The sequence below is a fragment of the Paenibacillus wuxiensis genome (assembly GCF_040195695.1).
Taxonomy (GTDB): Bacteria; Bacillota; Bacilli; order Paenibacillales; family Paenibacillaceae; genus Paenibacillus_B; species Paenibacillus_B suaedae.
Genome location: NZ_JBEFZI010000009.1, coordinates 365,829 through 373,007 on the forward strand (window position 1 = coordinate 365,829; position 7,179 = coordinate 373,007).

The window sequence follows — 7,179 nt, forward strand, 5'->3', positions numbered from 1 at the left end:
AAGAATGAAACTGTCATTTGGCGAATTGAGTGTGGAGATGGATGCGGAGCTGCAGCGCATTACCGAACTCTCCTTGCATATGAGTGTCAATGAACATATTGAGCTTCGACTCAGCGCCATCATACCGGAGCAGAAGAAGGATGGACTCCTTCATGATCTGAAATTCGGTGATCGGGTTATTGTTCGGCGCGAGTTGGGAGAGAACGAGGAAGACGGGCGAAGCTGGCATGGAGACGTGCTGTTCCAGGGCATCATTCGGAATATGGAAATAAGCTGCGTCCGACAGGTATATATGCTGCAGGTGGAGGCAGTGTCCTCCACCTATATGATGGATATTGAGCGCAAGAGACGCTCTTTTCAGCAAGTAGACATGACCTATAGTGAAGTGATCGAACAGGTGCTGAGCAGTTATCCGAAGGCAGATTACTTGGATTATGCCATGAACGGTGCCAAAATAGGACAACTAATTGTGCAGTATGACGAGACGGACTGGCAATTTGTAAAGCGCTTGGCATCGCATGTTGGCGCTGTCGTCCTGCCGGATGCGACTTCCGGGGCGGTTCGGTTCTCAGTTGGCGTCTCCTTGAACCAGCAGCCCGTCGCTGTTGCCAATGAGCATTATGTGATTCGCAAAGATCTGCGCCGCTATCTCCTCGCCCAGACGAATGAGGATTCCAGGCTGCAGGATACGGATTTTATCAGCTTCGAGGCAGATATACGCCGTTTGCTGCGACTCGGGATGCCAGTGAACTTCGACCGAGGGGTGTTCGTCGTCCATCAGGCGAAGCTTGCCATCCAAGACGGCCTCCTTCGCTGCACCTATTCGTTCTGCAGCGTTGATGGCGTAAGGCAGGGCCGGATCTTTAATACTCGGCTTCAAGGTGTGTCATTGGAAGGAACGATAACGGAAGTGTCGCGCAATCAGATCCGGATCCATCTCGGCATTGATCCCGCACCGACTATAGGGAATACGTGCTGGTTCCCGTATTCAACTGGCATCGATAATCAGATTTCGTACCTGATGCCGAAGCCGGGCTCACAGGTGAAGCTGCACCTGCCAACCGTGAACGAGGGAGAGGCCATTGCGATCGGATCGGTCAGACAAAGAACGGAGCAGAGCAAGTATGGGCATAAGCTCGCTGATCCGCAGAACCGGTCGCTGACCAACGATACGGGCAAGGAAATGCGGCTCACTCCGCACGATGTCCTATTCATCGCTGATGATGCGGGCAGCATCAAGATGCGGCTGGCAGGCGACGGGACGGTCGAAATCGCAGCCAATACCGATATGTATGTGCGGTCTTCGGATAACGTGTCGATTGGAGAGAGCGGGAGTGGCGCGGCGGAAGCAGTCCCGGTCGTGCCTAAGCGGATCAGCGTATCCGCCGGGGAGGATGTGCTTCTTAGTCGCAGTCCGGGGGAATTCGTTACTCTTGAGCATGCGATTGCTGTTCAGGATGCGACTTATGTGATGGCAGCCAAAATCATTTATTTGGGCGAGCCGGGGAAGCCGCCAGCTGTGACCTTCGATGACAGCGCTCTGTTGGAAGAAGACGCGAATCAGATGAAGGAGGTTAACGATCAGGCGCTCGCCTATCGGGAAGCGTGCATTGCCAAGGCGGAGGAAGCGAAGAGCAAGATCGGATTCGGGGTTATTGCGCTCGTCGTAGGCGTCGTGGCCGTGGCTGCTGCAACGGTAGTGACGGGAGGCGCAGCCTTGCCGCTTATCATTGGTGCGGCAGGCGCCGTGTCCGCGGTCGTAGGAGCGAGCGAGATCGCGGAGGGCAGAGAGGATTTCGCCAAGGCCCAGGTGGGTGATTTGTCCCAATCCTACAATTTCATGCGGGATACGGTTCTCGGGGGGAACGAGGAATTATACAATATCGTCAAATACGGCTCCGTTACCATTTCCGTGCTTGGGGGAGGCTTCATGCTCGGCGGCACTACCTTGCTGGCAGGGGGATTAAGCGGCGGTGCCATTAGCACGGGCGTCACCGCGATATTCGATCCGTATGCTCCGCTTGACGGCAGCTTCTCATGGGGAGCGCTTACCGGGCATTACTTGAAGAGCTTTTATAACGGCGCCCTTGCGGGGACCATTTCCGCAGGTATATTAAAGGGCGGGTGCGGGGCCGGCTGGTTGACCCAGTTCGGCCAAAGATATGCGGCAAGCTACGTGTCCGCGAACGTGCTGCAAATTAGCAATTCCGGCAATTCGGATCTGGCTGGAAACGCGGTGACAAGCGTCTTTGGAGCGGCATTTTCTTTTATGGGCGGCAAGAATCCATTTGGAAAATACGGTGCTGGAGTTGCGGGTGATATGACGGGAGAATCGGCTCTCCAGCTCTGGAAGAACGGCCAGATCGATAAAGAGACGCTGCTCAATCAGTTGAAAATATCGTTGGTCAGTAATGTCGGCAACCTGGTGACGAAGGGAGATCCGATTGATGTCGCCAAAGGAAGATTCTATGTACAGGCGACCGATCTGGTTGTGCACGATATTGGAGATGTGCTGGAACTGACGCGTAGCTTCAATTCGCACAATCCGTTCGTCGGGCTGCTCGGCAAAGGGTGGATCAGCGCGCTGGAAAGCTCGCTTACCCGAATTGAAGATCGGGCATTCCTGATCTGCATGGACGGGCATTATGAGAGCTTCGTTCAGCAAGACGGTGAATGGAGAAATGAACGGGCAGGTGCGCTCGATTACCGCCTAATTGATGAGCCTGACAAGGAACGTTATCTCGTCAAGCACCAGTATATGACTTATGTGTATGACGGGGCTACAGGACGGCTGCAATCGTTCTGTGATCGCAATGGCAACGAAACGCTCCTCACGTATAATAAGCACGGATTAAGCACGGTAACGACACCGGGTGGGAAGCTGCTGACGATGACGTGCGAATATGGGAAGCTGCTGGCGGTTGAGGATAATATCGGTCGCAAGGTTGCGTACTGCTATGACGGCGATTTGCTAATCGGGGTTACCTACCCGAACGGAGGCAAGGTAGCCTATCTGTATGATACGGAAGGGCGGCTGCTGACCATAACGGATCAGAATGGCCGCACGTACGTCCGCAACGTCTATGATCGTCAGGATCGGATTGTAACCCAGTATGATTATGAGGATAACCGAACCGATATTACGTATGACGAACGCGGCAGACAGACGACCTTTACGTTCCATGCTACCGGAGTAACGGAGACTTTCCGTTACAACCGCGATTATTTCGTTACCGCAATTGAGTACGGAGACGGAACACAAGAAGCATACACCTACGATGTTTTCCACAATAAGAACAGCCATACCGCGGCGAACGGCGCCATAACGCAGTGGGAATATGACCCGTACGGCAATTTGCTGAAGGAGACGCTTCCTGACGGATCGCAGATTTGCCACCAGTACGACGAGGAGCAGAACCAGATCTGCACTCGAACATCATATGGCAGCGAGACGCATTATACCTATGACGCTTGCGGCAATCTGCTGGAGGAGCGCGTTCGGGTTGATGACGAGGATCGGGTTGTTAATGCGGTGGCTTCGGCATATGCCGTTACTTCCTATCGATACGATGAGCGCGGCAGATTGCTTCGCCGGATCGACCCGCTCGGATATGCAACTTCTTACCGCTATGAGGTGCAGCATGCAGACGCGCCAACCCTCGTCGAGGATGCGGAGGGGCAGCAATTCCGGTACGGCTATGACGATGCTGCGCGCTTGACGAGCATCGGAACCGCGTATGGAACGGTAGAGTTTGCCTACAATGCAATCAATCAGCGAACGCGCATTACGGATGCGGCCGGCAATACAACCATTCTGTTCTATGACCCGATGGGAAATCTGGTAAAGAAGGTGCTGCCGAACGAATACGTGGAGCAGCGGGGCAACGGGATAGGGACGGAATATCGGTATGACTTCATGGATCGGCTCATTCGGACGACGGATCCGATGGGCAATGAATATCGGGTCATGTATGACATTCATGATAATGTGATCAAGGAAGTGAACCCGAATCACTATACTCGCAAGGACGATGACGGGGCGGGCATCGAATATGTGTATGACCACCGAAATCGCCGGGTGAAGACCTTGTACCCGGACGGCGGGATTGGTCGTACGAAATACGATGCCGCAGGCAATGTGATCAAGACGATTGATCCAGAGCATTACGATCCAGTGACGGATGACGGGCCGGGGATGGAGTATGCCTATGATGCGATGAATCGCCTGATCCAGATTACAGATCCGGAAGGGCATGTGAGCCGCCATTTTGTATACGACGCCGCTGGAAGAGTGATCAAGTCAATTGATGCTCATGGTTGGCTGAGCGGCACGACGGATGAAGAGCGCTTTGGCACACTTTATGCTTATAATTGCGCAGGTTGGCTCTCTGAGAAGCGAGAACCAGTGGAGGAAGCAGACGGAACGATTCGGTACAAGCTGACGCAGTATCGATATGATCTTGCAGGCAATCTGCTGGAGGAGAAACGGACGGCTGAGTATGTGAGCGAAGCAGGATATCCGGGTCTCTATTACAGTATCCGCTACCGTTACGACAAGTTGGGCCGGGTCATGATGATTCGTGACGATACTGGAGCCGAGGTTCATTATACGTATGATTGCCTCAATCAGAAGACGTCCGAGCGGCGCAAGATAAGCGATTGGAAAGAGCAAATTACCTCCTATGAGTATAATGCGGTCGGCTGGCTGGAGCGGAAGATTGAACGGATTGACGCGGAAGACCTCGCAGAAGAGCGGGCAGGAAGTGAAGGCGAGAAGGTTGCGGCTGTTACTTCGTATCGGTATGATCGCAACGGCAATTTGCTTAAGCTCGTTACGCCGGAAGGCTATGAGACGGAAGTAAGCTATGACCGGGCCGATCGTATCGTGCAGATTAGCCGCAGGCCAAGCAGGACTGCCAAGGCTAGCAGTGTGTATTTCAAATATGACCACGCAGGTAATGTGCTGGAAGAAACGGATACGAACGGCAATCGCGTTCTATACGGCTATGATGTAATGAACCGGCGGATTCGTATCGTAGGCAAGCAGGGAGATACGACAAGGCTGTTCTATGATAAGAACGGGCAAGTTGTGAAGCATGTCGCACCGAATCAATATAATAAGCTGACCGATGACGGCGAAGGCACGAACTATCAGTATGACGCGATGCAGCGCTTGACCGAGGTGCGAGATGCCTACGGACACATTGTAGAGCGGAATCGTTACAATGCAGCTGGCGAACTGATGCGTAAGCTCATTGACGGCGTTGAAGCAGAATATACGTACACGATTGGCGGACGGGTGAAGCAGATTCGGACAGCGGAAGCGATCGCTCGCGGCAAGGTGAGCCAGCAGTATACGTACGACGCACTCGGTCATATTACCGGCATTGTAGATGGGGAAGGCAATGCTACGAATTATAAGGTAGATGCTTGGGGCAATGTTCGGACCGTGACTCGTGCAGACGGAAGCGAAGAGCGGTACGGCTATGATTATGCCGGGAATATTACCAGCTCTACAGATGGCAACGGGAATACAACGCAGTACCAGTACAACAGCATGGGCAAGCTGGCAGCCGTAATTGATCCTTCGGAGCAGAGGATGGTGTACCAGTACGATCGGCAAGGTCGTCTCGCCCGCCAGATTGATCGCAATGAGAAAGTGATTGAATACGAGTATGACTTCAACGATCAACTGGTGAAGCGTAGAGAAGTTTCCTCCGGTAAGGAAGAGATGTTCGTTTACAATGGCGATGGCACGCTGCGAGCTGCACAGAATGAGCATATGCGCTACGACTACGCGTATACGGCGGACGGAAGGCTGTCAGCGAAGTACTGGAGCGAGCCTGCGGAGATTGCAGTTGGTCTGTCAGATGCTGAGAAGCTGCGCCAGTCCGTAATCGAATCGAAACAGCGCACCTCGCTAACGGATTCGGTTATGGGGTCGAAGGGCAATCCGACTAACGACCTTATGAACAAGCCGGTTCACAGGCAGGAGCGGGTCAGACGGAAATGGTTCATGGGAACCCACTCTGCAGAGGAAGAGGGCGGCACAAAAGGATTGAACGGTTCGAACAGCTCGAATGGCTCCAATGGGGCGAACAGCTCAAATGGCTTAGGTGGTTTGCCTGGCTTCAATGTTCCAAACGGTTCGAATGGTTTGCACAGCATACAGGCGGATGGGACAGGCAATCAACATCATGGCGGCATAGAACGAATCAGTGGGCAATCCGGGCAGCATGCAGGCCAGAGTGCGGGACTCGATGGGGCGAATTCTGTAGGAGATGCATCGCAGAGATTACAGCATGGGCAGCATGATGTAAATCTAGGCGATAACCATCAACAAGTAGAGAAGTTTCCGAAACAATTAAGCGACCTCCAACAGCATTTGTGCGAACTAGAGTCGAGTGGCGCTCGCAAATTGCTGGAGTATCGCTATGACGTGAGCGGCAATATGATCGGGCTGACCGATGCGGCAGGCAGACATATTGAATATCGCTATGATAAAATAGGACGTATCCAAGAAGTGGTACAAGGCGAGGAACGCCTTGCGCAATATCGATACGGAGAAGGCAATCGCATCGCCTCGATCCTGTATGGCAGCGGTGTCGGCGTCGAGTATGACTATGACCGGGATGGTCAAGTGAAGAGCTTGCGCGCGACGAGTCCGGACGGCGACCAACTGCTGAATTATGAATACAGTTATGATGGCAACGGCAACCAGACGGTGAAGATGGAGCCGCAGCAGATGACGCTGTACAACTACGACAGCTTGAATCGGCTGAAGATAGCGGATTACGGCAGCGGCGCACAGGAACAGTTCAGGTATGACCGAGCAGGCAACCGCATTCGCCGCATTCTGGACGGGAAGGCGACAAGCTATTCATATGATAGCCGGAACCGATTGCTTTCCATTTTGCAAGAGGATACGGAACAGAAGACGGAGTTCAGTTACGACCGCCAAGGCAACCTTTTGCTGGAACAATCTGAACGAGGTGCGACGATCTATGCGTATGATGCGTTCAACCGAACCGCTAAGGTACAGATGCCAGACGGATCTTACATGGAGCATGGGTACGACCCGGAAGGACTTCGAAGCTGGGCCAATGAAAATGGCCTCGCAAGCCGATTCGTGTACGATGGATGGAACCTGATCAGCGAGCTGGACGGAGAGCACCAAGT

The 7,179-nt window shown here is 53.3% G+C and carries 1 protein-coding gene; it reads left to right on the forward strand.

What is annotated here, in order from left to right; translation table 11 throughout:
• Positions 1-4 precede the first annotated feature (4 nt).
• The coding region (locus tag ABN764_RS22250) for a DUF6531 domain-containing protein (RefSeq protein WP_446673153.1) at positions 5-7,179 on the forward strand (7,175 nt) is incomplete at its 3' end.